General features: G+C 68.5%; 27 protein-coding genes, 1 pseudogene and 1 riboswitch. Of the genes and pseudogenes, 14 read left to right on the forward strand and 14 right to left on the reverse strand.

The genetic code is table 11. From position 1 onward, the window contains the following. Positions 1-4: 4 nt before the first annotated feature. The 5 genes and pseudogenes from ACWEWT_RS04085 to ACWEWT_RS04105 form a co-directional block, all read right to left on the reverse strand. Positions 5-172: a hypothetical protein gene (locus tag ACWEWT_RS04085; protein ID WP_452555944.1), complete on the reverse strand. Its 168-nt coding sequence runs from the start codon at positions 170-172 to the stop codon at positions 5-7. Positions 173-604: 432 nt separating this feature from the next. Then, positions 605-844 carry a hypothetical protein gene (locus ACWEWT_RS04090; protein WP_452555946.1) on the reverse strand — a complete coding sequence of 80 codons (240 nt, stop codon included), beginning with the start codon at positions 842-844 and terminating at the stop codon, positions 605-607. Between the two features lie 198 nt (positions 845-1,042). Continuing rightward, on the reverse strand, positions 1,043-2,065 hold the full coding sequence (locus tag ACWEWT_RS04095; RefSeq protein ID WP_452557661.1) for an MSCRAMM family protein: 1,023 nt from the start codon (positions 2,063-2,065) through the stop codon (positions 1,043-1,045). Between the two features lie 32 nt (positions 2,066-2,097). Continuing rightward, positions 2,098-3,634 (reverse strand): annotated as a pseudogene (locus ACWEWT_RS04100) (MFS transporter); the annotation flags it as partial. Further along, positions 3,627-4,118: a MarR family winged helix-turn-helix transcriptional regulator gene (locus ACWEWT_RS04105; RefSeq protein ID WP_452555948.1), complete on the reverse strand. Its 492-nt coding sequence runs from the start codon at positions 4,116-4,118 to the stop codon at positions 3,627-3,629. The gene ACWEWT_RS04105 and the pseudogene ACWEWT_RS04100, both read right to left, overlap by 8 nt. A 201-nt stretch (positions 4,119-4,319) precedes the next feature. Here ACWEWT_RS04105 and ACWEWT_RS04110 point away from each other — a divergent pair, with 201 nt between their 5' ends. The 3 genes from ACWEWT_RS04110 to ACWEWT_RS04120 all read left to right on the forward strand — a co-directional run bounded on the left by ACWEWT_RS04110 (position 4,320) and on the right by ACWEWT_RS04120 (position 7,871). Then, positions 4,320-4,970, forward strand: coding sequence for a nitroreductase family protein (locus ACWEWT_RS04110; protein WP_452557662.1), 651 nt, complete (start codon positions 4,320-4,322; stop codon positions 4,968-4,970). Between the two features lie 411 nt (positions 4,971-5,381). After that, complete coding sequence (locus tag ACWEWT_RS04115) at positions 5,382-6,287, forward strand: cyclase family protein (RefSeq protein ID WP_452557663.1); 906 nt, start codon at positions 5,382-5,384, stop codon at positions 6,285-6,287. A 51-nt stretch (positions 6,288-6,338) separates the two neighbouring features. Next, a complete protein-coding gene (locus tag ACWEWT_RS04120) occupies positions 6,339-7,871 on the forward strand; it encodes an AMP-binding protein (RefSeq protein WP_452555950.1) in 1,533 nt (510 codons plus the stop codon). A gap of 212 nt (positions 7,872-8,083) precedes the next feature. Here ACWEWT_RS04120 and ACWEWT_RS04125 read toward each other — a convergent pair whose 3' ends face one another. The 6 genes from ACWEWT_RS04125 to ACWEWT_RS04150 all read right to left on the reverse strand — a co-directional run bounded on the left by ACWEWT_RS04125 (position 8,084) and on the right by ACWEWT_RS04150 (position 13,963). Next, a complete protein-coding gene (locus ACWEWT_RS04125; protein ID WP_452555951.1) occupies positions 8,084-9,451 on the reverse strand; it encodes a phosphotransferase in 1,368 nt (455 codons plus the stop codon). Then, on the reverse strand, positions 9,442-10,611 hold the full coding sequence (locus tag ACWEWT_RS04130; RefSeq protein WP_452555953.1) for an acyl-CoA dehydrogenase family protein: 1,170 nt from the start codon (positions 10,609-10,611) through the stop codon (positions 9,442-9,444). The genes ACWEWT_RS04125 and ACWEWT_RS04130 overlap by 10 nt, the downstream gene beginning before the upstream one ends. Before the next feature lie 5 nt (positions 10,612-10,616). Next, positions 10,617-11,000 (reverse strand): nuclear transport factor 2 family protein, encoded by a 384-nt coding sequence (locus ACWEWT_RS04135; RefSeq protein WP_452555955.1) that lies wholly within the window; start codon positions 10,998-11,000, stop codon positions 10,617-10,619. A 55-nt stretch (positions 11,001-11,055) separates the two neighbouring features. Continuing rightward, positions 11,056-11,976: a hydroxymethylglutaryl-CoA lyase gene (locus tag ACWEWT_RS04140; protein WP_452555957.1), complete on the reverse strand. Its 921-nt coding sequence runs from the start codon at positions 11,974-11,976 to the stop codon at positions 11,056-11,058. After that, complete coding sequence (locus ACWEWT_RS04145) at positions 11,973-13,232, reverse strand: CaiB/BaiF CoA transferase family protein (protein WP_452555959.1); 1,260 nt, start codon at positions 13,230-13,232, stop codon at positions 11,973-11,975. The genes ACWEWT_RS04140 and ACWEWT_RS04145 overlap by 4 nt, the downstream gene beginning before the upstream one ends. A 98-nt stretch (positions 13,233-13,330) precedes the next feature. Next, positions 13,331-13,963 carry a TetR/AcrR family transcriptional regulator gene (locus ACWEWT_RS04150; protein ID WP_452555961.1) on the reverse strand — a complete coding sequence of 211 codons (633 nt, stop codon included), beginning with the start codon at positions 13,961-13,963 and terminating at the stop codon, positions 13,331-13,333. A gap of 110 nt (positions 13,964-14,073) precedes the next feature. Between ACWEWT_RS04150 and ACWEWT_RS04155 the strand changes: the two genes are divergently transcribed. From ACWEWT_RS04155 to ACWEWT_RS04180, 6 genes are all read left to right on the forward strand, one after another. Continuing rightward, on the forward strand, positions 14,074-14,640 hold the full coding sequence (locus ACWEWT_RS04155; RefSeq protein WP_452555963.1) for a VOC family protein: 567 nt from the start codon (positions 14,074-14,076) through the stop codon (positions 14,638-14,640). A gap of 18 nt (positions 14,641-14,658) precedes the next feature. After that, positions 14,659-15,348 carry a carboxymuconolactone decarboxylase family protein gene (locus ACWEWT_RS04160; RefSeq protein ID WP_452555964.1) on the forward strand — a complete coding sequence of 230 codons (690 nt, stop codon included), beginning with the start codon at positions 14,659-14,661 and terminating at the stop codon, positions 15,346-15,348. A 31-nt stretch (positions 15,349-15,379) separates the two neighbouring features. Beyond that, positions 15,380-16,204, forward strand: coding sequence for an NADPH-dependent oxidoreductase (locus tag ACWEWT_RS04165; protein WP_452555966.1), 825 nt, complete (start codon positions 15,380-15,382; stop codon positions 16,202-16,204). Between the two features lie 237 nt (positions 16,205-16,441). Then, positions 16,442-17,179, forward strand: a complete 738-nt coding sequence (locus ACWEWT_RS04170; protein WP_452555968.1) for an SDR family oxidoreductase — start codon at positions 16,442-16,444, stop codon at positions 17,177-17,179. A gap of 157 nt (positions 17,180-17,336) precedes the next feature. Continuing rightward, on the forward strand, positions 17,337-17,714 hold the full coding sequence (locus tag ACWEWT_RS04175) for a hypothetical protein (protein WP_452555970.1): 378 nt from the start codon (positions 17,337-17,339) through the stop codon (positions 17,712-17,714). A 117-nt stretch (positions 17,715-17,831) separates the two neighbouring features. After that, positions 17,832-18,863 carry an aldo/keto reductase gene (locus ACWEWT_RS04180; protein ID WP_452555972.1) on the forward strand — a complete coding sequence of 344 codons (1,032 nt, stop codon included), beginning with the start codon at positions 17,832-17,834 and terminating at the stop codon, positions 18,861-18,863. A gap of 10 nt (positions 18,864-18,873) precedes the next feature. Here the strand turns inward: ACWEWT_RS04180 and ACWEWT_RS04185 are convergent, their stop codons facing one another. Further along, the gene (locus ACWEWT_RS04185) at positions 18,874-19,926 is read right to left on the reverse strand and encodes an LLM class flavin-dependent oxidoreductase (RefSeq protein ID WP_452555974.1); all 1,053 of its coding nucleotides are present in this window, start codon (positions 19,924-19,926) and stop codon (positions 18,874-18,876) included. A gap of 258 nt (positions 19,927-20,184) precedes the next feature. On the opposite strand from ACWEWT_RS04185, the gene ACWEWT_RS04190 reads away from it, so the two are divergent. The 3 genes from ACWEWT_RS04190 (at position 20,185) to ACWEWT_RS04200 (ending at position 24,059) form a co-directional block, all read left to right on the forward strand. Beyond that, positions 20,185-21,126 carry a TauD/TfdA dioxygenase family protein gene (locus ACWEWT_RS04190; protein WP_452555975.1) on the forward strand — a complete coding sequence of 314 codons (942 nt, stop codon included), beginning with the start codon at positions 20,185-20,187 and terminating at the stop codon, positions 21,124-21,126. A gap of 162 nt (positions 21,127-21,288) precedes the next feature. After that, a riboswitch (SAM riboswitch) is annotated at positions 21,289-21,402 on the forward strand. A 44-nt stretch (positions 21,403-21,446) separates the two neighbouring features. After that, positions 21,447-22,760, forward strand: coding sequence for an aminotransferase class V-fold PLP-dependent enzyme (locus tag ACWEWT_RS04195; protein WP_452555977.1), 1,314 nt, complete (start codon positions 21,447-21,449; stop codon positions 22,758-22,760). 102 nt (positions 22,761-22,862) lie between these two features. Beyond that, positions 22,863-24,059 (forward strand): GNAT family N-acetyltransferase, encoded by a 1,197-nt coding sequence (locus ACWEWT_RS04200; protein WP_452555979.1) that lies wholly within the window; start codon positions 22,863-22,865, stop codon positions 24,057-24,059. Here ACWEWT_RS04200 and ACWEWT_RS04205 read toward each other — a convergent pair. Continuing rightward, entirely contained in the window at positions 24,040-24,330 is a 291-nt protein-coding gene (locus ACWEWT_RS04205) for a hypothetical protein (protein ID WP_452555981.1), read from the reverse strand. The two genes, ACWEWT_RS04200 and ACWEWT_RS04205, sit on opposite strands and share 20 nt — an antisense overlap. Between ACWEWT_RS04205 and ACWEWT_RS04210 the strand changes: the two genes are divergently transcribed. Both ACWEWT_RS04210 and yczE read left to right on the forward strand, forming a co-directional pair. After that, positions 24,320-24,565, forward strand: a complete 246-nt coding sequence (locus ACWEWT_RS04210; RefSeq protein ID WP_452555983.1) for a hypothetical protein — start codon at positions 24,320-24,322, stop codon at positions 24,563-24,565. The two genes, ACWEWT_RS04205 and ACWEWT_RS04210, sit on opposite strands and share 11 nt — an antisense overlap. 133 nt (positions 24,566-24,698) lie before the next feature. Beyond that, positions 24,699-25,409, forward strand: a complete 711-nt coding sequence (gene yczE, locus ACWEWT_RS04215) for a membrane protein YczE (protein WP_452555985.1) — start codon at positions 24,699-24,701, stop codon at positions 25,407-25,409. 15 nt (positions 25,410-25,424) lie between these two features. Here the strand turns inward: yczE and ACWEWT_RS04220 are convergent, their stop codons facing one another. Then, positions 25,425-26,354: a DMT family transporter gene (locus ACWEWT_RS04220; RefSeq protein WP_452555987.1), complete on the reverse strand. Its 930-nt coding sequence runs from the start codon at positions 26,352-26,354 to the stop codon at positions 25,425-25,427. Positions 26,355-26,372 lie beyond the last annotated feature (18 nt).

Genomic DNA, 26,372 nt, shown 5'->3' on the forward strand with positions numbered 1-26,372 from the left:
ATTCTCAGATGCAGACGGTGGCGCTTCCCAGCGGAACGCAGATGCCGATCACGACCGAACCTTCGATCGGGCCGGCGGAGGGGGTTGCCGCCGAGGCGGCGGGAGCCGCGAGCGCGCCCAGGGACAGAGCGATAGCGGTCGCGGCGAAGATCTTGGTGATTCTGGTGGACATCGCACAATCCTTCGGTCGGAGTGAAAGCACGGATATCATCTGCGCAGCACTCCTAGTTTTCGCCGCTCGCAAAGCGGATACCAGACAAGGAATTATCAATTTCCGCCGGCTGGATCACGGTGCGGTCACCGACGGCCGCGCCGGAGGTCGCGCCGAGGTCGCGCCGGACCACCGGCGGTCGAAACCGGCCGGATCGCCGGCGTCCCTCGCGTGCGTCCGGAAGCCGCTCAGTTCGCTCGTCGGGGCAGACCGTCGGTCACAGAGAGGGGCCCGGCACCGGGAATGCCCGGCGTCGAACTCTTCCCGGCTACGGTCGAAATCGGCCTGGTGCGTGTGGGGATCTGTCGGCCATTGCGTTCACCACACCGGCCTCGTTCGGAGAGGCTTCCTCGAACCGAGGTGGTGCGGTCGGAGGGATACGGCGATCGATCGCTACGTCACGGAGGAGATTCCGAATTCTGGCGTGAGCATGCACTGGGTCGGGCCGGGAATCGCACGTGGCAGCGTGGTGAAAACAAACAGTGCGGAAAGTAATTCGAAGAACACCGGTGTGTTCGAGCGATCGTCCGGCGGCTCCCGTAACTCCTCGATCGCACTGTGTTCTCCACCGTGCGGTCCGGCCGCACCGAGGTCGTCGGCTCGGGCTGTTACCTCGGTGCCGGTGACGGTCATGGATATGCCCGCGGTCGGTCGTCCGCGGGCTCGGCCGTGATCGAGCCGCGGTCCCGATCGACCGGGCTCGCCGGGGCGGGAGACGATCTCGGCCCGCTCGTCCCACGTGGGTCCGGCAACATCGGAACTCGGCCGATGGTCACGCTCGGAGAACCTGCCGCGGGGCCGTCCGTACCGGACCGCCCCGCGGCCGTTCTGTTATTTCTCGCCGTCTGTTCCGTATCCGAGTTCGACGTCGTAGCCGACTTCTTCGCCGGAGATACTGATCTGCCCGGTGACCGGCGGATATCCACGGGCCACGACCGTGTACTGCCCCTCGGGGAGATCGGGCACGGTGTAGTGGCCGTCCGCGTCGGTGCGCGCCGTGGCGGTGACGTCGCCGGTCGCGTCGAGGACGGTGATCTGGATATCCGCCACCGCCCGGCCACCGTCCGCGCGGGCGGATCCGGTCAGCACCGCCATGGGGGCGAGGTCGATATCGTGGCGCAGCCGGCCGCTGTCGGGCACGGTCAGGGCTGTCGCGGTCGGACGCATATGCTCGGCGACCGCCACCAGGGTGTAGGTCCCCGGCACCACGCCGTGGCAGAGGTAGGCGCCGTCCGCGGCGGACGCGGCCGACGCGACGACCTCGCCGTACTGGTCGGTGACGGTCACTGTCGCCCCGGCCAGCGGGGTACCGCCGCGGGTCGACCGGACCGTACCCGACAGTTCGCCCAGCCCCGAGAGGGTGAGATCCATGCGCTGGGGCTGTACTGCGTGCGCGACATTGACCGCTGTCGGCCGATGTCCCGGGGCGGACACGATGAGCACATAACTGCCCGGTCCGGGCGCGCTGATCGTAAAGTCCCCGTCGGTGGCTCCGGCGGCCCGCGCGACCTGGTGTCCGCGTTGGTCGATCAGGGTCAGCGCAGTGCTCGGTACGGGACGCCCGTCCTCGCGGGTTATCCGGCCGTGGAACGATCCGCTCTCCGCACCTGCTCCGGAGTACCGGGAGACCGGTAGCGAATTCCGGTCGGCGACGGCCGCGCTGTACACGCCGTGGCCGTTCTGGCCGGTGGGAGCCTGTGCGGTGAGCGCGCCGACGGGTACCGGTGCCGGTTCGGTTCGTGGATCGTCGGTTTCCGCGGCCACCGGCGCGTGGTGGCGGCCCGCGGGCTCGGGTGCCGCCGGGGTGCTATCCAGATCGGCGAGATCGTCGGGCACCCGGTCCTTGGGCTCCATATCGGTGGCCGCCGCGGGGTCCACGGGCGTCTCGATATCGATGGTGCGCCGCAACGGGCGGTTCGGGAGCAGGGCGGCGGCGATGAGCGCCACTACGGTGGTGACCGCCGCGATCAGGAAGATCCGCCCGGTGGCGTCACCGTAGGCGAAGCGCACGATCTCGGCGATCGGCGCGGGGAGCGCGGTGAGATCGAGGTTTCCGCTACCGGACGAGTTCGTCTGGATCCCGAGCTCGGCGAACCGCGCGGTGGACAGTTCGCTCACCCGGGAGGCCAGGACCGAACCCAGTACCGAGACTCCGATGGCGCCGCCGAAGGTGCGGAAGAAGGCGACGCTGCTGGAGGCCGCGCCGATGTTCTGCACACTCACGGTGTTCTGGACCGCCAGCACCAGGTTCTGCATCATCATGCCGACGCCCGCGCCGGTCAGGGTGATGAAGCAGCCGATGAGCCAGATATCGGTCGCGTGATCGACAGTGGACAGCAAGGCGAACCCGATCACCAGCAGGGCCGCACCGGTGACGACGAAACGTTTCCATTTGCCGAACCGGGTGATGAGCTGACCGGAGACCACCGAGGCCACCAGCATTCCGGCCACCATCGGAGACGACAGCAGACCGGCGGCGGTGGGGGAGTAGCCCCGGGCGGTCTGGAGGTACTGGCCGAGGAAGGTGGTGGCACCGAACATGCCCACACCCACGGCGATCGAGGCGATGATGGCCAGCGCGGTGGTGCGTTCGGTGACGATCTTGAGCGGGATGACCGGATCCTTCACCCGCGATTCGACGAACACCGTCAGGGCCAGCAGCAGGACGCCGCCGCCCACGAAGATCGCCGACTCGGTGGACCACCACTCGTAGTAGTCGGCCTTACCGGCGAAGGAGACCCAGATCAGCAGGACGGAAACACCCGCGGTGAGCAGGGTGGCGCCGAGCCAGTCGATGCTGACGCCCTTCTTGCGGGTGGTGGGCAGCCGGAGCGTGCGCTGCAGGAGCAGCAGGGCGATAACGGCGAGCGGGATACAGATGAAGAAGCACCAGCGCCAGCCGAGCGGGCTGTCCACGATGACACCGCCGAGGATCGGACCGCCGGTCATCGAGACCGCCATGACCGCACCCATGTATCCGGAGTACCGGCCGCGTTCGCGGGGCGGGATGATGCTGCCGATGATCGCGACGACCAGCGCCGTCAAACCACCCATACCGACACCCTGGAGGGCACGAGCGGCCAGCAGCAGTCCGACATTGTGCGCGAACCCGGCGATGACCGAGCCGACGACGAAGATCACGATGCCCAGCTGCACCAGGGTCTTCTTGTTGAACAGGTCGGCCAGTTTGCCCCAGATCGGCGTCGAGGCCGCGTTGGTGAGCAGTGCGGTGGTGATGACCCAGGCGTAGGCGGTCTGTGAGGCCTGTAGATCGCCGATGATGGTGGGCAGGGCATTGGCGACGATGGTCGTGCTGAGCAGTGCGGTGAACAGCGCCGCCAGCAGACCGGTCATCGCTTCGAGGATTTCGCGATGGCTCATGGCGAGCGGATCGCGAGAGGCTGGCGCCTCGGTGTCAGACATCGGCTCTCTCTTTCGAAACCTGCGGGTTCTCGTCCGCCGTGCCACAGCGGTCCCGGGAATTGAGGGAATTCCGGAGGCGGCGTACCACCTGGTACGCCTGCTCCACGTCGTCCTCGGTCCAGTCGCCGAGGGTCTCCTGGAGGTGCCGGGTGTGGAATGCCCGTACGCGATGCAGTAGATCCTGGCCCTCGGGGGTGAGCTGGACCAGGCTGGCGCGGCCGTCGCTGGGATCGGCCGTACGGCTGATATATCCGGCGGCGGCCAGTTCGGTGATGTGCCGGCTCATGGCCGACGGGGTGATACGCAGATCGGCCGCGAGGCCCACCTGCCGGCAGGGGCCCACCGTTTCGAGGGTGGACAGTACTCCGAGCCCGCCGGGGAGGAGCTGGCCCGCGTCGGAATGGGCCAGGGTGCTCCGGAGAGCGCGGCTGATCAGGAACAGTTCACCGAGGAGGTTCTGTGTGGTATCGGATGAGACTGGCACGATGACTCCAAAACGGTGGTTAGTTCCCTTCGCTAACTAAAACTAGATCAGTTGCTTGCAGTAATCAACTATCGCAAATCCGGCATTCGTGAGCCGTCCGTGCGCGGCTCTCCGCGTGCGCTGCCTCGATTAGCCTCGAAGTGGATCCGAACAGCCGAACCGGGCGTGGTGCCCGGTCCGATCGAAAGGGCAACTGTGCCGATAGAGCTGGACCTGTCGACCGACGAACTGCTGTCCACCACCCGGGCGGTGCGCAAGCGACTCGACCTCGATCGCGAGGTCCCGCTCGAGGTCGTGCGGGAGTGTATCGAACTGGCGGTGCAGGCGCCGAGCGGTTCCAACCGGCAGGGCTGGCACTGGGTGGTGGTCACCGACGCCGAGCAGAAACGTGGGCTGGGGGAGCTGTACCGGAAGGCGTTCGAACGCTACGCGGCCTCGAAGTACTTCCCCGGAAACCAGGTCGGCGCGGACTCGGCGGCCGATGCGGCCCGGCAGCGGATCGCGAGTTCGGCGACGTATCTGGCGGAGAAGATGGGGGAGGTACCCACCCTGCTCGTTCCGTGTATCGAGGGCCGGGTGGACGAGGCGCCCAGCGCGCAGAGCGCATCCCATTGGTCGTCACTGTTCCCCGCGGTGTGGAGCTTCTGCCTGGCGGCCCGTTCGCGCGGCCTCGGTACGGCGTGGACCACCCTGCATCTCGGATACGAGCGCGAGGCGGCCGATATTCTCGGAATCCCGTACGACACGGTGTCCCAGGGCGCGCTGCTCCCGGTCGCGTACACGAAGGGTACTGATTTCAAACCCGCCGCCCGGACGGATCTGGACCGCATCGTGCACGTCGGCGGCTGGTAGGCCGGCGCCACTTCTGTATGTTCGGCCGGTCCTGCGGGGTTCGGCCGGCAAGGGTGGGAGTGGTTCCCGCGTAACGGTTTCCGTGCCGCACGCGTAGGTGAGGTGGGCGAGTCACGGAAATGGTTTCGCGCCGGGCTCGCCCCCGGTGCACCTGTTGCCGGCGCACCTGGTTCCGGAGTTGTGTGGTCGTGCCGGTGCGTCGGTGCGCGCCTCCGTGGGTCGCCCTGGTGGCGTTCCGGTGCTGATCAGCGGCCCGCCCGGATCTCCGGTATCCAGACGAGGTGGGTGATCCGGGCGCAGGTCCCACCCTTGACAGCCGGCGTGTCAGCCATCACACTTGCCTCGGAAGTTGACATGACTGTCACGTCATTATCAGTGATTCAGGAGGCATCGGTGCCTGCAGTTCCGGATATGCGCGCGCTCGGGCGAGAAGTGAGCAACTGGGGTCGCTGGGGGAGCGACGACGAACGGGGGACCACGAATCTGATCACCCCCGAGCGGGTCGCCGCCGCGGCCGCCTCGATCCGCACCGGCGAGGTGTTCCACCTGGGTATCCCACTGGACGGCGACGGTCCGCAGCCCGGTGGCCTGCGCATCAATCCGATCCGCTTGATGTCGGAGAACGGCCAGGAACAGGTACTGCCCGGCGGCTTCAAATGGGCCGACGACTACGTGTTCATGCCGCTGCAGGCGGGCTCGCAATACGATTCGCTGGCCCATGTCCACTACGACGACCAGCTCTACAACGGTTTCCCCGGCGACGGCGTCTCGGTCAAGGGCGCCGCCAAATGCGGTATCCATACCCAGGCGGGGGGTATCGCGGGGCGCGGCGTCCTGCTCGATATCGCGAAGGCGCGCGGCGTGGACTGGCTCGCGGCGGGGACAGCGATCACCCCGGAGGAACTCGACGAGGTCGCCGCGGCCCAGGGGGTCACCGTCGGCGCGGGCGATATCCTGCTGATCCGGACGGGCTGGCGGAAGAAGTTCCTGTCCGACGGCGACGCCGCCGGGTTCATGGCGGGAGAGCCGGGACTGAGCTTGAGCTGCGCGACGTGGTTGCGCGAACGTGATGTGGCCGTGGTCGGCTCGGACAACTGGGCGGTCGAAGTGATGCCGGGTGAGAACCCGGGCACCGCCTTCGAGCTCCATATGGTGCTGATCCGGGATATGGGACTGACCCTCGCTGAGATGCTCGACTTCGAGGATTTGGCCGCGGCGTGCGCCGCGGACGGCCGGTACGACTTCTTCTATGCCGGGCCGCCGCTGCAGTTCACGCGCGGTATCGGCTCGCCGATCAACCCCCTGGCGATCAGATGAGGGCCGTGACGACAACGTTCGCGGGGACGCGGCGGAAAGGGAGCGGAACCGATGCTGCTCGGTGACATCGTCGAATACGGCGCGCGTAAACATCCGGACCGGATCGCTCTGCGATTCGAGGACGAGCGAATCGGCTACCGGGAGTTGCGTGATCGGAGCCGGCGCCTGGCCAATGCCCTGCTGGGCGTTGCCGCGCCCGGCGATCGGGTCGCGATCCTGTCCGGGAACTGCACGGAGTATTTCGACTGCTACTACGGCGTGCCCATGGCGGGAATGGCGCTGACCGTCCTGAACTTCCGGTCCCACCCGGATCAGGTGATGGCACTGCTGGAGCATTCCGGTGCCGCTGTGCTCGTCGTCGCCGCGGAATTCGCCGACCTGGTGGCACGAATACGGGCGGAGGTCCCCACTGTGCACACGGTGGTGTCGATCGGTGGCGCCGTCGAAACCGCGACGGAATGGGACGTATTCGTCGGCCGCGCGGATACTTCGGAGCCGCCGGTTCGCCCGGCCGCCGACGATACCGCCTGGCTGGTGTACACGAGCGGGACGACCGGCACCCCGAAGGGGGTGATGCTCAGTCACCGCAACCTGCTCGCCGGGATCACCTCGTCGGCGCTGCAGTGGGAACTGCCCGAGGACACGGTGTTCCTGTTCTGCTTCCCGCTGTGCCATGTGGGCGGATACGTCACGCTGGTCAACCATCTGCTGGGCGCCACCGTCGGATTCCTGCGCGCCTACGACAACGCCACCTTCCTCCGGCTGGTGGACGAATGGCAGGTCACGCAGACCGGCCTGGCACCCACCATGATCAGCTTCCTGCTCCGGGACCCGGCGCTGGACCCGGGTGCGCTGAAAACGTTGCAAGCGGTGGGCTACGGTTCGGCGGCGATTCCGGCCGCGGTGCTGCGGGAGGGGTTGCAGCGGTTCGGCTGTGACTTCTACCAGGGGATGGGCATGACCGAACTCGCCGGCAATGTGCTGCATCTGGATTCCGCGGCGCATCGTCGCGCCGCGGCCGGCGAAACCGGCCTGCTGATGTCGGCGGGTAAACCGATGCGGCTGGCCGATATCCGGATCGTCGACGAGGATTTCGCCGATGTCGCGGCCGGGGAGATCGGCGAGATGGTGGTGCGCGCCGATCAGGTCACGGCCGGGTACTGGAACGATCCGCAGGCGACCGCCGACGCATCCACCGACGGCTGGTTCCACACCGGGGATCTGGTCCGGCAGGACGACGAAGGTTTCGTCTACATCGTCGACCGGAAGAAAGATCTCATCATCAGTGGCGGGGAGAATGTCGCCTCGCTCATGGTGGAGCAGGCCCTCTACCGGCAGACCGCCGTCGCGGAAGCCGCGGCGATCGGCGTACCCGACGAAACCTGGGGTGAAGTGGTCTGCGCGGTCGTGGTGCCGCGCGACGGTGTGACCGTCGTGGCCGCCGATATCATCGCCGGCTGCCGGGAGCATCTGGCCGGTTTCCAGGTCCCGCGCCGGGTCGAGTTCGTGGACGCCCTACCGAAGAACGTGACCGGCAAGATCCTGAAAAGAGAGCTCCGGGAGCGGTTCGCACCCGAGGGATGAGGGACGGGGCCGGCCGGTGCATCGACCACCGGCCGGCCCTGCTCGTGTCATGGCCCGGTCGATCTCCCGGGGCTGCTGCGGAACATGAGAAAGACCCGGTCACGGCTATGAGCCGGAACCGGGTTTTTCGTTGTGACAGTGCGGCGGTCCGATCGCGCGGCGCGGTGGGCGCGGGATCCGAGGTCCGATCGGCGGTACCGATCCGCGGTTGATCAGTCGAGGCGGCGCGGATTCGATACACGTAACCGCGCGACGACAGCGGCTGTCACCACGGTGCGGACCCGCATGTCGCCATCGGACAGGACACCCGCACGCAACCGCTCGGCCAGTTCTGCCTCCGCGGAACAGTCCAGGGCGCGAAGCATCTCGTGCACCGCCGCCGTCGGTCCGGGGCCGGCCCGCAGTTCCCGCTCGGCGATCCGCAGCAGCGAGACGCAGATACGCAGCAGATAGCGCTGTTGGTGCGCGTCGGCGGACAGGGCCGGACCGATATCCTCGGTGAGAGTTCCGGTGACGAGATCGAGGATCTCGGTGATATCGGGGCGATCCTGGACACCGGGTGCGGGATCCTCGGGTGCACCAGGGGCGGGCACGGAGTCGAGCAGGCCGAGGACGTCGAGCAGGTCGTATTCGGATTCGCAGACCCGCCGCCCGATCGCGGCCAGTTCGAGGGAATGTTCCGCACCGCCGAGATGGCGCTGTGCCTGGAACCTGCTCAGCACCAGCCACTTCAGGGTGCCGAACACCTCCCACCAGTGCAGTTCCGCCGCGGTGGGCCGGTCACCGGTGGCGCGCTGATAGCCGTCGAGTAGCCGGTCCCGGGTGCCGAGCCCGCCCACCGGAGCCGCCGCGCCGAAACGCCAGGCGCGCACGCACAACCAGCCGAGATCCTCGATCGGGTTGCCGAGATGGGCCAGTTCCCAGTCGAGTACACCCTGGATTCCGCCGGTGTCGACGAGCAGATTGCCGAGCCGGAAATCGCCGTGCACCAGGCACGCCGATCGCTGCGGCGGCCGGTTCTCCCGCAGCCACCGCAGGCCGATCTCCACCACCGGCCGGGGTTCGGCCAGGGCGCGATAGGTCTCCTCGATGGCGTCCAGGGGATCCCGGTCGTCGAGCATGGTGAGCGTATCCACCGGGGTGCGGTGGATACGACCCAGCAGGTACCCGAACTCTTCGGCCAGACTGTCCCGCACCGGGGCGAACTCGGGGTCCCGCTGGAGTTTTCGCGGGATCGACTCCCCGGCGACGGTGTTCATGAGCAAGTAGGGGGCGTCGATACCGGGTGCGGTGTCGCCACTGGCCAGCACTCGGGGAACCGGTACACCGGCCGCGCCGGCGGCCCGCAGACACGCCACCTCGGCCCGCATCCGCGCGATATCGCCCTGTCCCGGTGGGTCTCGGCGGAGAACCGCGCTGTATTCACGTCCGGTGTCGTCGACGGCATGTACCGCGAAGATCTCGCGGCTGGCACCGCCGGTGAGCCGGCGCAGGCCGGTGAGGCGGAGTTCGGTGCCGACGGCTGTGCCGAGGATTGCTCCTACGCCGTCGGCGAAGGTCGGCGGAGTTGTCACAGCCACGGTGCGGTCCCGGGGTCGCGCAGCAGGCGGCGCGCCGTCGACATCCGGTGCACTTCGTCGGGACCGTCGTAGATGCGGGCGTACCGCGCCTGGCGGTACATCCGTTCCAGCGGGGTATCGGCGGTGAGACCGAGCGCGCCGTGCACCTGGATGGCGCGATCGACGACATCGTGCAGCATCCGGGCACCCCAGAATTTCACCAGTCCGACCCGTACGCGGTAATCGGCCCCGCTGTCCATCGCCTGCGCGGCATCCAGGGTCATGAGTCGCGCAGCGTGGATCTGGGCGGCGGATTCGGCGATATAGCGATGGATTTCGCCCTTCTCCGCCAGCAGCGACCCGTGGGCGAAGCGGGTGCCGGCGCGGGCGCACATGAGTTCGTAGGCCCGCTGGGCCTGACCCAGCCAGCGCATACCGTGGAAGATCCGGCCGGCGCCGAGCCGGTCCTGTGCCACCGCGAAGCCTCTACCCCGCTCCCCGAGCAGGCTTTCCAGCGGGACCCGGACATCGGTGAGACGTACTTCGTAGTGATCGCTGGGATCGTGCCCCATCGTCGGGATCGAACGGACGATCTCGAAGCCGGGTGTGTCCGTCGGCACGATGATCGCGCTGATCCGGGCGTGCCGGGGCTCGCTGTCGGGTTCGGTACGGGCGAACACGGTGCAGAACGCCGCCTGCTCCGCACCGGTGGTGAACCATTTGTGCCCGTTGATGACCCAGCTGTCGCCGTCGACGTCGGCGCGGGTCTCGATCAGGGTCGGATCCGAACCCGCCACCTCGGGTTCGGTGAGCCCCACCGAGGGCAGGATCTCCCCGGACACCAGGCCGGGGATCCAGCGCTGCCGCTGCTCCTCGGTGCCGTGCTGATGCAGCATGAGTGTGTCCTGCATGGACACCGAGCCGACCGCCAGTTGCCCGAACTCGGAACGACCGATGATCTCGTTGAGGTAGACGAAGTCGAGGAACGGCAGTCCACCGCCGCCGACCTCGGCCGGATGGCCCAGCGCCCAGATCCCCAGTTCCTTCGCTCGCGTACGCAAGCCGGCGAGCACCTCGCGGGCTTGGTCGTCGTCCCGGGCGAGCGTGGGCTCCTGGGGGATGACCTCGTCGTCGATGAACCGGCGCATCAGGCCGGTGAGTTCGGTCAGTCGGCTGTCCATCGCCGTCACCGCTGCTTCCGGGTGGCGAGTTCGCGTAGTGGCAGGGTCGCCGCGGAGTCGACGTATTCGTCGATCCGGACGATGCGCCCGGCGCGGACTTCGACGAACATGCTCGCCGGGACGTCGAGCGGGCCGTGCCCCGGGATTTCTCCGCGCAGGACGTGCTGCTGCGCGAAACCCTGAGGCAGCGGGTATCGGCGGATATCCTCGTAGCGCATGTTCTCGAGCGTGCGCGAGAGCCAGCGCAGTACGCGCAGATTCTCGGTGACGGTTTCCTCGGCGTTCTTGTCGTTGTGCCAGATCCGGGCGTCCGGGTCGTACAGTTCGGTCAGCGCCGCCTCGTCACCGGCGCTGACGGCGGCGAAGAATCGATCGGCGAGTTCGTTCATCTCTGGTCCTCTACTTTCGGCAAAACCTGGTCCGCCGGCACGGCCCGCGACGGGCTCAGTGCTGGGGCACGGACGAGGGGATCAGGCGCCCACCGGCGCGGAGCAGATTGCTGTCGGCGGACCTGCCGAGCAGTGTGGCGGCGATATTCGCGGCATCCAGGGCGGCGGGCAGATCTATTCCGGTGGCGATACCACTGTCCTCGAACAGATAGACCAGTTCCTCGGTCGCGATATTGCCGCTGGCCCCCGGGGCGAACGGGCAGCCACCGAAACCACCTGCGGCGGCGTCGAACCGGCGGATACCGTGCAGATATCCCGACCACGCGTTGGCCAGGCCCTGCCCCCGGGTGTTGTGCAGATGCAGACCGATCTCCACGGCCGGCGCCGCGGCGCGGACGAGGTCGACGACCTCCGCGGTCCGGCGCGGGGTGGCGGTGCCGACGGTATCGGCGACGGAAAGGCTGTCGGCGCCGGCGGCCACCGCGCGCGCCGCGATCTCGGCGACGCGGTGTGCCGGGGTGGGTCCGTCGAAGGGACAGTCGAAGGCGATCGCGATGATCACCTCGAGCTCACCGCCTGCCCGATGGACCAGATCGGCGACGGAACCGATCAGTGCGATCGACTCTTCGCTGGTGCGACCGACATTGGCCACACTGTGCCCGTCGGAGGCCGACACCACGTACTCGAGCCGGGGCATACCCGCGGCGAGCGCGCGCCGGACCCCGCCGAAGCCGGCGACCAGCGCCGAGAACGTCACGTCCGGCCAGCGGTGCAACTGGGCCGCGACCGCTTCGGCGTCGGCCAGTGCCGGTATCGCGCGCGGGGAGACGAACGAGGTGACTTCGATCCGGCCGACTCCGGTGGCGACCAGAGCCGCGATCAGTTCGAGTTTCGCCGCGGTGGTGACAGGTGCCTCGATCTGCAGGCCGTCGCGGGGCGCGACCTCACGGATATCGACCTGCCGCGGGGCGGTCATGCGACGGTTCCCTGCGCCCGGAGTTCGCGGAGCCGGTCGCCGTCGTAGCCGAGGATCTCGCCGAGGACTTCGTCGGTATGGGTACCCGGCCGGCCGGGGCCGCCCCAGCGCACCCCGCCCGGCGTCTCGCTCAGCCTGGGTACGACTCCGACGCCTTTGACCGGTACCGGATCGTATTCGGGGTCGGTAGGTCGTGCCGCGGGGTCGTGATGATCGACGAAGAGATCGCGGGCGAGGAACTGGGGGTCGGCCATCACTTCGGCGACCGTATTGACCGGGCCCGCGACGACGCCGGCGGTGGCCAGTAGATCGATGAGTTCGGCGGCGGTGAAATCCACCGCCCACGCCGCGATGAGTTCGTCCAGCTCGTCCTGATTGCGACCGCGCGCGGTGTGGTCGATGTATCGGGGGTCGGTCGCCAGTTCGGGCCGGCCCATGGCCGCGACCAGCCGCCCGAACACGGTGTCCTGGTTGGCCGCGATGATGACCCACAGGCCGTCCTTCGCGCGGTACAGATTCGAGGGCGCGATCCGGTCCAGCCGGGTGCCCGACGGCTGCCTGATATGGCCGGTCTTGTGATAGTCGGGGACGGTCGACTCCTGGATGGCCAGCGACGCCTCGGTGAGTGCCGCGTCGACGATCTGCCCGCGCCCGGTGCGTTCGCGTACCAGCAGCGCCGCGAGCACACCCTGGAAGGCGAACATCCCGGCGAGGCTGTCGCCGAGGGACAGCGCGATCCGAGGCGGGGCCTGACCGGGGAACCCGTTGAGGTGGCGGAGGCCGCTGATGCCCTCGGCGACCGATGCGTAACCCGGCCGCGCGGCATAGGGGCCGGTCTGGCCGTAGCCCGATACCCGGGCGAGTACCAGGCCGGGCGAGATCGCGGTGAGGACGTCGTAGCCGAGCCCCCAGCGTTCCAGGGTCCCCGGCCGGAAACTCTCCACGACCACATCGGCGGTACGCACCAGTTCGAGAAAGATCGCGCGACCCGCGTCGGTCCGCAGATCGATACCGACGCAGCGCTTGTTGCGGGCGTGGACTGTCCAGAAGTACTGGTGACCACCTTCGGCCTGCCCCCATTCGCGCAGCGGGTCGGGACGATCCGGCGCTTCGACCTTGATGACGTCGGCGCCCAGGTCACCGAGCAGGCGGCCGCAGTAGGGACCCGCGATGAGGGTCCCCAACTCCAGCACGCGGTAGCCATCGAGCGGGCCGCGCGGCGGCGCGTCCGCGCCGGGCTGCGAATCCGTTGTCATACTTGCCTCCTCGGAACGGCAGAGGGTGGGAACTGTCGTAGCGAACGGGGTGTCCCGCGCAGGAGCCGGATTCGTGCGATACGACGCGGTGGCGCCGGTCAGGGCGTTCGGTCGAGATACAGCGCGCCGACGCACATCTTGTCGAGCGTCTCCAGCAGCGCTTCCTCGTCGGCGTCCTCGCCCTGGATCAGCCACAGGTACAGCGTGTGGTCGACCATGGCGGAGATGGCGCGGGCGGCGAGTTCGGGGTCGAGCCCGGTGGGGACCAGGCCTTCGGATTGCCAGCGGGTGATCGCGCGGGCGGTGCGATCGATGAGCTGGCGGCGGTGTTCGTGTCGCAGCAGGCGGAAGTCGTCGTTGAAGGTCGCGACCTGTTCGATGATGGCCATCATCGGCGCGTTGCGCCGGTAGGCCTGGTAGTACGACCGGTTCGAGGCGATCAATCGTTCGGCGGGGGACAGGCCGGCTGCCGCGGGTTCCCGGCGGTGCATATCCTCGAACAGTCGATTGCTCAGCTCCCCGAAGACATCGTCCTTCGACTCGAAGTACCGATAGAAGGTGCCATAGGAGACCCCGGCCTCCTGTGCGATCTGCTCCACCCGCGCATCGAGAAAGCCGACCGTTTCGAAGACGGTACGTGCCGCGTCCAGGAGTGCGTCACGCGTCTTGCGTCCCCGGGGGGTCAGTGTGTCGACCGAGGCGGGTGAGCTGTTGACAGATGACTTCGCCACGGGACAGACTATTCCTGAAGCTGACATGACTGTCAAGTCATGTTCCGCTCCTCCCGCTGGCCGCCGCCGTGGCCGCGTACGCGACATTGTCGCCCACAGGAAGGATTGCGATGAACGACACCGACCCGAGGTACGAACTACGCGGGATCAATCATCTCGCGCTGGTGTGCTCCGATATGCGCCGGACCATCGATTTCTATACAGGCGTACTCGGTATGCCGTTGATCAAGACCATCGAACTGCCCGGAGACCTGGGGCAGCACTTCTTCTTCGACTGCGGGAACGGTAATACGCTCGCCTTCTTCTGGCTCGCCGACGCACCGGACGCGGCGCCCGGCGTGGCCGCACCCAAGGGGCTGCCCGACGCGGGCGAACTCGTCAGCGCGGTGGGTTCGATGAACCATGTCGCCTTCGCCGTCCCGCCGGAGAAATTCGACGAATACTACGAGCGGTTGCGCACCGAAGGTATCGAGGTCAGTCGCGTGCTCAATCACGACGACAGCCGCGCCGGGGTGTCGCGAGAGGTGCATCCGGGGACCTTCGTACGTTCCTTCTACTTCCAGGACCCCGACGGGGTGCTGCTCGAATTCGCCTGCTGGACACGCACCTTCACCGAGGCGGATATCTCGCACGAACCGAAGACCGCCGCCGACCGCCGCGTCCCCGCGTCGCACTGAGCCGAAAGGAGCACCACCGTGCCCAGATTGCGTGAGATCCCGCGTGCCGAAGTCACCGACGAACGGATCCTGTTCTACTACGACCGGCTGTTCGGGCCGGACAAGGATCCGGCGGTAGATCACGGTACCGTCCATGCCACGCCCGGCGACTGGTGGACCGTGTTCGCCCAGTCCCCCGATGTTTTCCGGCACGCGGTCCGCGGCTTCGCGGTGTACCGCAACGCGACCCTGGATCCGACGTTGCGCGAACTCGGCCAGAGCCGGGCCGGTTTCGCCCGGGGCAGCCAGTTCGTGTTCTCGCAGCACTGTAAGCAGATGCGCTCGCTCGGCGTGCCCGAGGAGAAGATCGCGGCCGTGCCGCACTGGCAGGTCAGTGATAGTTTCTCGCCGCTCGAGCGGGCGGTGCTGGCCTATACCGACGCGCTGGTCTACGACGGCGGCCGAGTCGCGGACGAGGTGTTCGAGGTACTGCGGGGCGAGCTGAGCGATAAAGAGATCCTCGAGCTCACCTACATCACCACGCTGTACGACATGCACGCGACAATCTGCCGGGCGCTGCGGCTCGAATACGATGACCGGCCCGAGTCGATCGAAGAGGTGCAGCTGCCCGAAGGTGTCGAGGCGCGAGACCTGTCGGAGGATCTTTCCGGCGCTCGAGCGGTGGACGCGGTGGGCCGCGGTTCGGCTCGAGGTGCGGCCAACCGCTGACCGCGGACGCCGGGGCGGCGACGATGGCTCCATGACCCAGATCGCCCCGTCCCCGGACCAGGTGGTGGCCCAGCGCTACCGTGATCCCGCACCGACGCCCCCGGCCGAATGGAATCAGGTGCTACAGGTGCTGCACGAGCACCGTTCGGTACGGCGTTATCTGCCCGATCCGCTGCCCGACGGTGTCCTGGAACTGCTGATCTCGGCAGCCCAGTCCGCCCCCACCTCCTCCAATCTGCAGGTGTGGAGTGTGGTGGCGGTGCGGGATCCGGAGCGCAAGGCGCGGCTGGCCGCCCTGGCCGGCGATCAGGAACAGATCCGGCAGGCTCCGCTGCTGCTGGTGTGGACCGCCGACCTCGCCCGGTTGCGCGGCCTGGCCGCCGGGCGGGGTGCGCCGCTGGACGGAGCCGACTATCTGGAATCCAGCTATGTCGCGTTCCTCGATGCCGCGCTGGCCGCGCAGAACGCGGTGGTCGCGGCGGAATCGCTGGGTCTGGGCACCGTCTATATCGGCGCGATCCGCAACAACCCCGAACAGGTTGCGGCCGAGCTGGCATTGCCCTCGGGTGTGTTCGCGGTGGTCGGGCTGGTGGTGGGTACACCGGATCCGGTGGAGGGCGCCCGGGTCAAACCGCGCCTGCCGCAGGCCGCCGTGCTGCACGAGGAAATCTACCGGCCCGCACAATCCGGCCGGATCGACGATTACGAGCAGCGGATCGCGCAGTTCTACGCCGAACAGGACCTGTCGCATTCGTGGACCGCCCGGGTGCTGGCGCGGCTGGCGTCGGCACAAGCGCTGAAGGGCCGGGACCGGCTGCGTGAATCTCTGGCGGCCCAGGGTTTTCCACTGTACTGACACCGGGACAGCGACGTCGCCGAGTGCGGGTGGTCCGGCGGGGAGCACGCGGACCCGGCGGCCGTATTCGCGCCGGATGTATCCGCGCCGGGAGACCGCCGGCGGTGCGCGATCTGTTCGCCGGCGCCGCGCCCGCGTGTCGTCGCTCGATCACGAGCACCGATGCGAGGATCGACGCGGAATTCGTGTGGTTCCGCCGGCCGGTGCCGCACTCGAGTGACGTCCCCGGAGGTGCCCGTGCCCGCGTCGTCCGATCGTATAGCCCTGGTCACCGGTGGCTCCGGTGGTATCGGACGGGCGGTGGCCGAACGCCTCGCCGCGGACGGAGCGACCGTTGTCGTGCACTACGCCGGTAACGCCGGACGGGCCGAAGAAGTCGTCTCCGCCATCACCGGCCACGGTGGGACCGCGACGGCACTGGGCGGGGACGTGGCCGATCCCGCGCGGATGGAACAGCTGTTCACCGAGATCACCGAACGCTTCGGCGGGATCGACGTGGTGGTCAACACCGCGGGCATCATGCTGCTCGGGCCGGTCGCCGAATTCGATCTCGACGCGTTCGACCGGATGCACCGCACCAATGTCCGCGGGACCTTCGTCGTCTCGCGGCTGGCCGCGCGCATCCTGAACCCCGGTGGCGCGCTGATCAATTTCTCGTCCTCGGTGATCCGGCTCCAGCAGCCGGGCTATGCCGCCTACGCGGCCACCAAAGGCGCGGTGGAGGCGATGACCCTGATCCTGGCCCGGGAGTTGCGCGGCCGCGATGTGACGGTCAACGTGGTGGCCCCCGGTCCCACCGCGACGCCACTGTTCCTCGACGGTAAGGACGATGCCGCCATCGAAGGGCTCGCCCGGATGTCGCCGCTGGAACGACTCGGCGAACCCGCCGATATCGCCGAGACGGTGGCCTTCCTCGCGGGCCCGGCCCGCTGGATCGACGGGCAGGTGCTCTACGTCAACGGCGGGCTGGCCTGACCGCGCTGTCGCCGGTACCGGATGTTTCGTGGCCGCGCGGTGCGCGGCGCGCCCCTTCTCGGCGGTGGCCGGAATGACGACGGTTCGGTGGTGGTTGCCACCGGTACCGGAACATCATGTCGGCGGATCCGGTGCACGAATCGCTGGAGGATACGAAATGGGCGAGCACAACCGGCTCGGCGCGATCGGCGCCACTGCGGCGGACGGCGACCACGGTTCGGCATGGGTACCGGTGCAGGTGTGCACCCTGCCGACCCGGGAACAGCCGCTGCGGGTCGCCGAATTCGACGCCCTCTTCCGGGATGCGGCGCGCAGTATCGTGCGGTTGTCGCCGACCCGGCTGCGGGTGGAGCTGAGCGCGAACGCCGAGGCGGCCGCGCGCGAACTCGCCGCGCGGGAATCGCAGTGCTGTTCGTTCTTCACCTTCGGGTTCACCCGTGGTGCGGGCGCGGAGGCTCCGGTGTGGATGGATATCGCGGTACCCGCCGAGCGGTTCGAGGTGCTCGACGGTCTGGCGGCGCGGACCGGGAACTGAGCGCGCCGGGCGAACAGGTCGGCCACGACCGGCGCGCCGGTACGTTCGGATGGGAGATTTCGATCAGGGTGAGCAGACCCGTCGCTTTCGCCGATACGTCGATGGTCAACTGTCCGGATGAGCTATGGCCCCTTCGACCTGACCTACAGCGCCGCCGCGGATCGTTACGAGGAGCTCCCGTATCGGCGCAGTGGCGAATCCGGACTCGAGCTGCCCGCCTTCTCCTTCGGGCTGTGGCAGAAGTTCGGCACCGACTACCCGTTCGAGACACAGCGCGAGATCATCCTGCACGCATTCGATCTGGGAATCACCCATTTCGACAATGCCGACCGCTACGGCCCGCCGCATCGGGCCGCGCAGCGGAACTTCGGGCGGGTACTCGCCCGGGATCTCGCGCCCTACCGGGACGAGCTGATTCTGGCGACCAAGGCCGGGAACCCGATCGGGCCGAGCCCCTATCTGCGGGGCGGATCCCGTAAATCGCTGCTGACCTCGCTCGAACACAGCCTGCGTGATCTCGGCACCGATCACGTCGATATCTTCTACCATCACAGCCCCGATCCCGGGACGCCGCTGGAGGAGACGGTGAACGCGCTGGCCGCCGCGGTGCAGCAGGGCAAGGCGCTGTACATCGGTATCTCGAACTACCTGCCCGACCGCGCCCACGAGGCCGCCGAATTATTGCGCGCGGCGGGTGTACCGCTGCTCATCCACCAGACCCGGTACTCCGTCTACGATCGGCGGCCCGAACAGAACGGCCTGCTGGACACCGCCCGGCAGGACGGATTCGGCACCATTGTCTATTCGCCGTTGGCGCAGGGATTACTGACCGATAAATACCTGACCGGTATTCCCGAGGGCGCCCGCGCGGCCGACAGCACATTCCTGTCGCCGGATGTGATCGACGAGACCTATCGCCGGCGGACGGCGGAACTCGACAAGATCGCGGCCGCGCGCGGTCAATCGCTGGCGCAGCTCGCCCTGCAGTGGGTACTGCGCCGGCCCGAGGTCACCTCGGCGCTGATCGGTGCCAGCAGTACCGCACAGCTCGATCACAATATCGCCGCCCTGCAGTTCCCGGAGCTCACCGACGACGAGCTCGCCCTCATCGACGAGCACGGCATCCACGGGACCGGGCTGAATCTCTGAACCGGTGCGCTCAGTCGCGCAGCAGCGGCAGCAGCGACGCCCCCTGCCTGCGGATCTCCGGTAGGTAGGGGGTATCGGACAGGACGAAATGGGTGACGCCGAGATCCTGATAGCGGCGCAGCGATTTCGCCACCTCCTCGGCGGAACCGACCAACCAGGTGGTTCCCGCGCCCCCACCGCCGACGGTGCCCGGGGTGGTGTAGAGGTTGTCGTCGAGGACCTCACCGCGGGCGGCGAGATCGAGTAGCCGCTGCTGGCCGACCGCCTCCCGGCGGCGCGCCCCCGGATCGTGCTTCGTCGCCATCTCGGCGACCTTCGCCTCGGCATCGGCCCACGCCTGCTCGGTGGTATCACGGACGAACGTGGTGATCCGCAGGCCGAATTCCAGTGGCGGCAGCGAACGTCCGAGGTCCGCGCTCAGCGCGCGCAGCCGTTCGATGCGCTCGCGGACCCCGGCCAGCGGTTCACCCCAGAACAGCTGGACATCGGCTTCGGTCGCGGCGACCCGCTCGGCGGCCGCCGACGCGCCACCGAAGTAGAGCTTCGGGTGCGGACGGCCCCCGCGTACCTCGATCCGCGGCGTAACGGTGGATCCGTCCACCCGGTAGTGCTCACCCCGGTAGGTGACGTTCTCCTCGGTCCACAACCGGCGGACCAGCCGGATGAATTCCCGGGTGCGGGCGTAGCGGTCGGCCTGATCCTCCTCGGCCGCCCCGTAGGCCGCGAGATCGTCCTTGCCGGAGACGATATTGATCCGCAGGCGGCCTCCGGTCAGATGGTCCAGACTCGCCGCGGCGGAGGCGAAATGGGCGGGTTGCCAGTAGCCGGGGCGGATCGCCACCAGCGGTTCGAAGGTGGTGGTCCGGGCCGCCAGCGCAGTGGCGACCGTGAACGTATCCGGCCGTCCCCAGCCGGTACCGATCAACGCGCCCTGCCAGCCGTACTCTTCGAGTGCCCGAGCCTGGACAGTCAGTGTTTCCAGACTGTTGTGATCGGCGGTGACAGCATCACCGCGATGCCCGGCGGCCACCTGATTCGGGATGTACCAGAGGTATTCGGCCATCGGGGCGGCTCCTGTTCGCTTGCTGGTGATCGGCCGACCGGCAGGGGTGGTCGTACGGAGAGAACGATGCGCCGTATTCCCGGTCCGGGCTACGAACCGGATCACCGTGATTCGAAATTCTCGGTCGGCGAGCGGATCTCGAGCCGAACTCGACCGAATGTGCAGAAAATCTTGCCGATCCCAACGGTCGGGTAATCGACCGGGCCGGACATAGCCTTTCCCCGATATCTCGTCCGGACGAATCAGGCGGTGTTTCCGATGACAATCTCAGCGACAGAACCCATTTCCGCGGCACCGGCGATCACGGTGCTGCCGCAATCGGGTTACACCGGCGCCGAGATCGCCGGAGTCGATCTCTCCCGGGATCTCTCCGACGAGGTGATCACCGAGATCAGGCAGGCACTGCTCGAATGGAAGGTGGTGTTCTTCCGCGACCAGACGATCGGGCACGCGGAACAGATCGCCTTCGCGCGCCGATTCGGGAAGGTGACTCCGGCCCACCCCTACGAGGACAATCCGCCGGAGGGGTTCCCCGAAATCCTGCCGATCGACAGCCGGCGCTACGACGTGCAATACGGGCGTAAACGCACGTCCTACGACAGCAGCTGGCACACCGATGTCACCGCGCTGGTGAATCCGCCGGCCTTCTCGATCCTGCGGGCCGATATCCTGCCGCCCTACGGTGGGGATACCGCGTGGACCAATCTGGTGGCCGCCTATGCGAACCTGCCCGCGGAGTTGCGTGACTTCCTGGACACCCTCGACGCCGAACACACCTTCGACAATCGCGCCGCACGGCGCAGCAGCCGGGCCGAGGCGATCGCCAGCAACCCGCTGCGCACCTTCCATCCGGTCGTCCGGGTGCACCCGGAAACGGGGGAGCGGGCACTGTTCGTGAGCCCCGGCTTCACCCGCCGGGCCAAGAACATCCGTCAGCTCGGACCACGGCTGAGCTCGCATCTTTTCGACGCCCTGTGGGAAGCGGCGACGCGTACCGAGTACACCGTCCGCTTCCGCTGGCAGCCGGGCAGTATCGCGTTCTGGGACAACCGCGCGACCGCGCACCTCGCGATCCCGGATGCCGGGCACCTCGGACACGATCGGGTGCTCTACCGGGTGACGATCGAAGGCGATGTACCGCAGGGCGTGGACGGCCGCCTGTCGGAATCGGTCGAGGGCGATCCGTTCTACGGTTCCTGAGCGGGCACCCGGGGGACGGGTTCGGCCGGGTCGCAACCGGCGGTGCGGACGACCCGGTCCGGCGGACCGGTGGGTGCGCGCGGCGACGAGCGGGCCGCGCCGAAATCGAGCCGTCGTCGGGTCGAGTTGACAACCCGGAGGTCCTCTGACAACCTCGCACCAGGTCATGAGTGCCAGCGTGAAGCCCCGGCTTGCTGGCCGGCAACCCTCCTCCGCGGTGGGGTGCCCCGGGTGACGACCTGGCCGCTGCTCGACCGAGCGCGGCAAGCGCGGACTCCGTTCACCCGAGATCCGGAGTCCCTCCACGAAGGGATCACGTGATGACCGCTGTACTCGACCCCTCCTGCGCCCTCGCCCGGGTATCCGGCGACGAGCTGCGGGTTCCGCTGGTACAGGGCGGTACTCGCGGCTACGCGAATTTCGACTACGCGGCCAGCGCTCCGGCTCTCGCACAGGTGGCCGATCGGGTCGCCGGGCTGCTGCCGTACTACGCGAGTGTGCACCGTGGCGCGGGCTACGCCTCGCGGATCTCCACCCAGTGCTACGAGGCGGCCCGCGAAACCGTGCGTGATTTCCTGCGCTGCGCCGCCGATCAGGAGGTCGTGTTCACCCGCAACACCACCGACGCGCTGAACCTGCTGGCCGGTTGTGTGCCGGGCGATACCGTGGTGCTGGATATCGAGCACCACGCGAATCTCCTGCCCTGGACCCGGCGCGGCCGCCGGGTGGTGTCCGCGGCGGACACTCTGGCCGGGACGATCGACCGGGTCGCCGCGGAACTGCGCGCGCGGCCCGCCGCCCTGCTCGCGGTGACCGGTGCGTCCAATGTCACCGGGGAGGTGCTGCCGCTGGCGGAGCTCACGGCGCTCGCGCACCGCCACGGCACGCGGATCGTGGTGGACGCGGCACAGCTGGCGCCGCACCGGCGAATCGATCTGGGCGCCACGGATATCGACTATGTGGTCTTCTCCGGCCACAAGCTGTACGCGCCCTTCGGTGCCGGAGTGCTCGCCGGACGCCGCGACTGGCTCGACGCCGCCCCGCCGTATCTGGCCGGCGGCGGCGCGGTCACCGAGGTCACCGCCGAAACCGCGGCATGGGCGGCGGCCCCGCATCGGCACGAGGCAGGTTCACCGAACGTACTGGGTGCCGCGGCGCTGGCCGCGGCCTGTGACGTGCTGGCCGGACTCGGCGACTCCGCCGATGCGCACGAGCGTGTGCTCACCGACCGGTTACGCGACGGACTCGCCGGGATCGCCGGTGTCCGATGCCTGCGGATCTGGGCCGACAGCCCGGATCGCGTGGGAATAGTGGCCTTCACCGTCGCCGGTTTCGAAGCGGGACGGGTCGCCGCGTATCTGTCGGCGGAACACGCGATCGGCGTACGTGACGGCCGCTTCTGCGCACATCCGCTGCTGGCCCGATTCGGTATCGACGCCGCGCTGCGTGCCAGTATCGGCCTCGGTACCACGGCCGCCGATATCGATCGCCTCCTCGACGCCGTGCGATCGCTGGTCGCCCGCGGTCCCCGGTGGGACTACTCCTGCTCGGCGGGACGGTGGGATCCGGTACCGGAGACGCGGCCGGGCCTGGCCGCGGGGGCGGCGCCGGGCTCGGCACCGTGCGTGATCTAGCGCCGCGCCCGATATGACAAGGTTTCCCATGAGCAACAGCGGGCGGGCCGGCTGTGCCCGGCGCGTGTCCGCATCGAGCCCGACCCACCGGAGTGACCCGATATGCCCATAGATATCGATATATTGACCGATCCGGCGGATCTCCGTACCGCGCAGCAGGTGTTCCGTACCGCGATGGTCGGTGTCCCGCCGCTGTCGGCGGAGGCCGGGGATTCGCTGCACGAACCGGGTCGCACGCTCGGTGCGCGCGTCGAGGGTGCCCTGGTGGGAACGGCGAACTCGTACACCAGCTGGCTGGTGGCGCCGGGCGGTGACCGCCTCCCGCACGCCGCGGTCACCCATGTCGGGGTCCTGTCCACGCATGCCCGGCAGGGGATCGCGAGCGCGCTGCTGCGCCGGCAACTCGGCGAGATCGCCGCGCGCGGGGAGGTCGTGGCCTCGCTGCGAGCCACCCAGGGCGGGATCTACGAACGGTTCGGGTACGGAGTCGCCGGGTCCTCGGCCCGCTGCGAGATCGATGTGCACCGGGCCCGCCTCCGCGATACCGTCCCCGCGGCCGGGCCGGTTCGACTACTCGCGCCCGCCGACGCCTGGGAGGTGCCCGCCAAGATCTACGCCACCGCGGACGTGGCGTGGACCGGGGCCATCGATCGTCCCCCGTACTGGTGGCGGTTACAGGAGCTGATGCGGGGGCACGGTCATATCGCCGTACACGGAGAACCCGGTGCGGAGGACGGGTTCGTCCGCTACCGCGCCGCCGAGTCCACCGAATGGACCCGTGGTCCGCGGCGGACCGTGGTGGTGGAGGATCTGGTGGCGACCACTCCGGCCGCCTATATCGGCCTGGTCCGGCATCTGCTCGGTGCCGATATCGTCGACGCGGTCGTACTGAACGCGTCCGCGCCCGACTCCCCGCTGCGGTATCTGCTGACCGACGAACGAGCACTGCGGGTCACCGATATCCGGGACGAGACCTGGTTGCGGCTGATCGATGTACCGGCCGCGCTGGCCCGCCGCGCCTACCGGCCGGGGCCGGCGGTGACCGTCGCGGTGACCGACCCGCTCCTGACCACCAACACCGGGACCTACCGGATCGCGGACGGCACTGTGACCGCGGTGGACGAACCCGCCGATCTCACCACCGATATCGCCGCCCTGGGTGCGGCCTATCTCGGCGGCACTCGCTGGCGTCATCTCGCGCTCGCGGGCCGCGTCACCGAGCATCGGCCCGGTGCCGCGGCGGCCGCGGACGTACTGTTCGAGGTCGACGCGCATCCGTTCAGCGGGACGTACTTCTGAGCCCGTCGCCGGTCCGGCCGGCCGCGTAGTGTGCCGCGATCTCGTCGCTGGTGGTGACCCGGACCCCGGGGTGTTCGACGATATACGCGGGCGCCTCGTCGAGATACCGTGCCCGGAACGCCTGACCGGTGACGAAAGGACGCAGTGCCAGGGCCGGTACGCGGCCGCCGATCGCGGATTCCGTCCACAACTGGTCGGGCTGGTCCCGGACGATCCGGACGAAATCGGGACCGGTGAGCCCGGTGCCGAGAAACATTGTGTTGTCGTTCAACTCCACCGAATTGGAGACGCTGAACAGGCCGGGTACCCGCCGCGGGTACGGCTGGTCGTCGTTGGTCCAGTCCAGGCCGGGGCGGTACTTCCCGGACGCCGCACCCGAGATGCCGGCGACGCCCGAGGGCGAAGGTGACCGGATGGACGAGCGGATCCGCCGCCTCGAGCACAATCGTTCCGCGATCACCGAATACCTCGGTGCTGTCAGCGAATACGGTGCGTCCGACGGCTGAGTCGCAGTCGCTCCCGCGCCGAGGGGTCCGGTTTCTCCCAACCGGCTGTTCCGGTCGAATCGATACCCGAGCAAGATCGTGTACTCGGGTGCCGCCGCCGTGCGGATGGGCCGGACCGCAGCAAGGGAGAACGATGACAGCTATCCGCCGAGCCGATGACTCCGGCCGTTCCGTCGCACGCCGGATGACAGCGGTCGAACAGTTGCGTGCGGAGAAGAAGGTCCGGCGGACGGCGCAACTCCTGCTCGGCCTGGCCGGATACGGCGTATCGATCACGCTGCTGGTCGAATCCGCGCTGGGCGCCTCCAGCTGGAACATCCTGGCCGAAGGAGTGGCGCTGCGTTCCGGCCTGTCGTTCGGCTGGGCCACCAATATCATCGCGGTCGTCGTTCTGCTGTTCTGGATCCCGCTGCGCGAACTTCCCGGCCTGGGGACCGTGCTGAATGTCGTAGTCGTCGGCGCCGCCGCCGATCTGGCGGCGGCCGTGCTCCCCACGCCGTCGGCCCTGCCGCAGCAGCTGCTCTGCTACGTGGTGGGTCTGGTCATGCTCACCTGGTTCGACGCCGTGTACCTGGGCGCCCGTTTCGGGCCGGGCCCGCGCGACGGTCTGATGACCGGCGCGGTACGCGTCTCGGGCAAACCGATCTGGATGGTGCGCACCGGTATCGAAGTTGTCGTCCTGGTGATCGGCTGGATGCTGGGCGGGACAGTCGGGCTCGGAACAGTGCTGATCGCGGTGGCGATGGGACCGCTCGTACAGCAGTTCCTCCGGGTCACGACCGTCCGACTCGCGGGTGATCACGAGGGGGAGCGCACGATACCGGGCTCGTCCGGGCAGCGATGATCCGGACGCCCACGCTCATACCGGGTCCGAGCTGAGGTCGTGGTCGGTGGGCCGGGCCGGAGCTTTTCGCGGGCCGGGCCGCCACCGGGTTATCGCGACGCCCGCCAGGCACAGCGCCCCGCCGGCCAGCGTCAGTGGTGCCGGGACTTCGCCGATGACGAGCCAGGACAGCACCACCACGAGCGCCGGCACCGCGTAGGTGGTGGCGCCGACCTGACCGGCGGTCATCCGGGCCAGGGCGTAGGCCCAGGTGGTGAAGGCGACGGCGGTCGGGAACACCCCGAGATAGATCAGGCTCAGTGTCGCCGGGATCGGTGCCGCGGCCGCCTCACCGATGAGCTGACCGGTGAAGGGCAGACAGGCGATCGTGCCGACGACGCATCCGCCGGCGGTCACCTGTAGCGCTGTTCCGTGCACGAGCGCCGGTTTCTGCGCCAGCACCGCCACCGCCCACGCGGCCGCCGCGACGAGGCACAGCAGCACCCCGAGCACGGTCGCCGCACCCTCGGAACCGGCCAGTCCCACCACGACCGCGCCGGTGAACGCCACCGCGATACCGGCCATCAGCTGTTTCGGGAAGCCCTCGCCGAGAAAGAGTCCGCCGAGCAGGGCGATCATGACCGGTCCGGTATTGATCACCAGCGCCGCGGTCCCGGCGTCGACGTGCTGTTCGGCCCAGTTCAGTGCCACCATGTAGATCCCGAACCAGAGCAGTCCGGAGACGAGGATTCCGCGCAGGGCCGATCGTGGCGGCAGCGCGGTGCCGGTGACCAGCAGGATCGTCACCAGTACCACCGATCCGGAGGCCAATCGGCCCAGCGCCAGCGCTCCCGGCGAGAAATCCGCTCCGGCGGTGCGGATGAACACGAACGCCGATGCCCAGAGGACGACGGTGACAGCCGCGGCGAGTAGTGCGCGTCCGCGTCCGGGAGACAGATCGGCCATGCACCGAACATAGTGACT

It is taken from the genome of Nocardia sp. NPDC003963 (genome assembly GCF_053605105.1).

Bases quoted from the DNA above. Each gene is read 5' to 3' on its own strand.
- ACWEWT_RS04085 (WP_452555944.1), bottom strand. From the start codon at position 172: ATGTCCACCAGAATCACCAAGATCTTCGCCGCGACCGCTATCGCTCTG.
- ACWEWT_RS04090 (WP_452555946.1), bottom strand. From the start codon at position 844: ATGACCGTCACCGGCACCGAGGTAACAGCCCGAGCCGACGACCTCGGT.
- ACWEWT_RS04095 (WP_452557661.1), bottom strand. From the start codon at position 2,065: ATGGAGCCCAAGGACCGGGTGCCCGACGATCTCGCCGATCTGGATAGC.
- ACWEWT_RS04115 (WP_452557663.1), top strand. From the start codon at position 5,382: ATGCGCGCGCTCGGGCGAGAAGTGAGCAACTGGGGTCGCTGGGGGAGC.
- ACWEWT_RS04120 (WP_452555950.1), top strand. From the start codon at position 6,339: ATGCTGCTCGGTGACATCGTCGAATACGGCGCGCGTAAACATCCGGAC.
- ACWEWT_RS04130 (WP_452555953.1), bottom strand. From the start codon at position 10,611: ATGGACAGCCGACTGACCGAACTCACCGGCCTGATGCGCCGGTTCATC.
- ACWEWT_RS04135 (WP_452555955.1), bottom strand. From the start codon at position 11,000: ATGAACGAACTCGCCGATCGATTCTTCGCCGCCGTCAGCGCCGGTGAC.
- ACWEWT_RS04140 (WP_452555957.1), bottom strand. From the start codon at position 11,976: ATGACCGCCCCGCGGCAGGTCGATATCCGTGAGGTCGCGCCCCGCGAC.
- ACWEWT_RS04145 (WP_452555959.1), bottom strand. From the start codon at position 13,232: ATGACAACGGATTCGCAGCCCGGCGCGGACGCGCCGCCGCGCGGCCCG.
- ACWEWT_RS04155 (WP_452555963.1), top strand. From the start codon at position 14,074: ATGAACGACACCGACCCGAGGTACGAACTACGCGGGATCAATCATCTC.
- ACWEWT_RS04165 (WP_452555966.1), top strand. From the start codon at position 15,380: ATGACCCAGATCGCCCCGTCCCCGGACCAGGTGGTGGCCCAGCGCTAC.
- ACWEWT_RS04175 (WP_452555970.1), top strand. From the start codon at position 17,337: ATGGGCGAGCACAACCGGCTCGGCGCGATCGGCGCCACTGCGGCGGAC.
- ACWEWT_RS04180 (WP_452555972.1), top strand. From the start codon at position 17,832: ATGAGCTATGGCCCCTTCGACCTGACCTACAGCGCCGCCGCGGATCGT.
- ACWEWT_RS04185 (WP_452555974.1), bottom strand. From the start codon at position 19,926: ATGGCCGAATACCTCTGGTACATCCCGAATCAGGTGGCCGCCGGGCAT.
- ACWEWT_RS04190 (WP_452555975.1), top strand. From the start codon at position 20,185: ATGACAATCTCAGCGACAGAACCCATTTCCGCGGCACCGGCGATCACG.
- ACWEWT_RS04195 (WP_452555977.1), top strand. From the start codon at position 21,447: ATGACCGCTGTACTCGACCCCTCCTGCGCCCTCGCCCGGGTATCCGGC.
- ACWEWT_RS04200 (WP_452555979.1), top strand. From the start codon at position 22,863: ATGCCCATAGATATCGATATATTGACCGATCCGGCGGATCTCCGTACC.
- yczE (WP_452555985.1), top strand. From the start codon at position 24,699: ATGACAGCTATCCGCCGAGCCGATGACTCCGGCCGTTCCGTCGCACGC.
- ACWEWT_RS04220 (WP_452555987.1), bottom strand. From the start codon at position 26,354: ATGGCCGATCTGTCTCCCGGACGCGGACGCGCACTACTCGCCGCGGCT.